The sequence below is a fragment of the Mesorhizobium sp. M7A.F.Ca.US.005.03.2.1 genome, from assembly GCF_003997795.1.
In the GTDB taxonomy this organism is placed as follows: Bacteria; Pseudomonadota; Alphaproteobacteria; order Rhizobiales; family Rhizobiaceae; genus Mesorhizobium; species Mesorhizobium ciceri.
Genome location: NZ_RZRP01001041.1, coordinates 1 through 1,923, shown reverse-complemented (window position 1 = coordinate 1,923; position 1,923 = coordinate 1). Strand labels below are relative to the sequence as shown.

The window sequence follows — 1,923 nt, the reverse complement described above, 5'->3', positions numbered from 1 at the left end:
AGAGCTCGAACTGGCCGACGCCACGTCGCCGCTGGGACAGGCGCAGGCCGCTGCGCTGAAAGCATCTAAGGAAGGACCGGCGGAGGGCTCCGCCTTCCGCGCGGTCGAGGCGGCCAAGGCGCATGCGGGCGTCACGATCAACATGACCTACGAGGCAGGCCTGCAGGCGCTCGATCCACGCAATTTCAGTGGGCCGATGTGGGAGCAGCTTACGGGCATGAAGTCGAATGTGGTCGAACTGTCGAATCCCGATCAATACTCCAAGGCGGTCGCCGAGCACATTGCCGGCTCAGGCGCCTATGACGTGCTCGACATCTCGCCAGCCTGGACACCGTCGCTCGCCGATGGCGGCGTCATCGCACCTCTCGACGACTATATCGCCAAATATATGAACCCTGCAGACCTCGAGGACTATCATCCTCTCTACAAGGCGCTGCCGACCTACAAGGGAAAGATCTGGGGCTTCTTCGACGACGGCGACATGTTCGCTCTCTACTACCGCAAGGACATCTTCGAGGATCCGAAGATGATGGAGGCCTACCAGACCAAGTTCAACGCGAAGCTCGGACCACCGAAGACCTGGGAGGAATATGCTCAGATCGCCCAATTCATCACCGACCAGATGGCACCGAAGGTTTATGGTGCAGGCCACTTCCGCAAGGCGGGCAGCCCGGGCAATCAGTTCGACTTTCTGCAGCAGTACCGTGCCAACGGCGGGAAACTGTTCGGCGACGACATGAAGGCCGGCCTGGTGTCGGATGCGGGCGTCAAGACGCTGACGAACATGCTCGCGGCCAACAAGGCCTCGATCCCCGGTAACAACGAGCTCGACGCCGTCTCCCTTTGGGCGGCATTCCTGACGGGGAAGGTTGCGATGATCTATTCCTGGCCTCCAAGCGGCCGGATGGCGGCGAACTATTCGCAATCCGCCACGGCGATCAACTTCATTCCCCAGTCGCAGATCGCTGGCAAGGTTGGCTATGCCGTCGTGCCGGGCAATCCGGAACATGCCACCGGCTACAACAAGGCGCTGTCGGCGGATTCGCCCAATCCGGAGGCGGCGTATCTGTTCATGCAGTGGGCCTGCTCGCCTCCCGTCTCACTGGCGCGCTGCATGTTGCCCTATGCGCTGCGCGACCCATACCGCATTTCGCATTTCAAGTCGGAGCTCTATGGAGCACTGTTCCCGAGCGCCAAGGAGTACCTGGCCAACCTCAACAACTCGGCGAATGTCGGCCTGCTCGACCCGATCATGCCAGGTGCGCAGGACTATTTCTTGAGCATCGACCGCATGTGCACCGCAGTGTGGGCTGGTGCGGATCCGAAAGCATCGCTGGAAACAGCGGCCGCCGAGTGGAACGAGACGACCGATCGGCTCGGGATGGAGTCGCAAAAGGCATTCTACACCGAGTTCCTGAAACTGCCCGGCGCCACCGCTGACAACACAGTGGAGAAGCTTGGCATGGCAGTCACCCTCTGAGACTCGCCTGGAGGGGAGCCGGGTTTCTAGCACCAGACCGGTGTTGCGGGCGCTTCGCTCGCAACACCCTGGCTCAACCGCGTGGCGATCTTTGGAATAAATCGATGCCGCACACCACCACGATCAGTCGCATGACGACCACCGGCGCCCCGCCTCGGCTTTCGACCCTCGCACAGTGGGCGGACCGCCACTTCAAATGGCTTCTGGTCGCGCCCGCGGTGCTGTTGATACTGGCGCTGTCGATCTATCCGCTGCTGTTCTCACTGGTCGTGTCCTTCATCAACTACGACTTCCAGGTGCCGGGCCACGCCTTTGTCGGCTTGAAAAACTTCGAGCGGGTGGTGTTCGATCCCGTGGCACGGTGGTCGCTCTTGCTGACGGCCTGCCTGTCGAGCATCAGCGTCGCCATCGAATTCGTGCTGGGCCTTCTGGTGGCGCTCACC

General features: G+C 61.5%; 1 protein-coding gene and 1 pseudogene. Both read left to right on the top strand.

The annotated features are described in order from the left end of the window. Positions 1-1,480 (top strand): extracellular solute-binding protein (locus EN991_RS34325; protein WP_127370392.1); only part of this gene is annotated, 1,480 nt, incomplete at its 5' end. 104 nt (positions 1,481-1,584) lie between these two features. Further along, positions 1,585-1,923: pseudogene (locus tag EN991_RS34320) on the top strand (sugar ABC transporter permease); the annotation flags it as partial.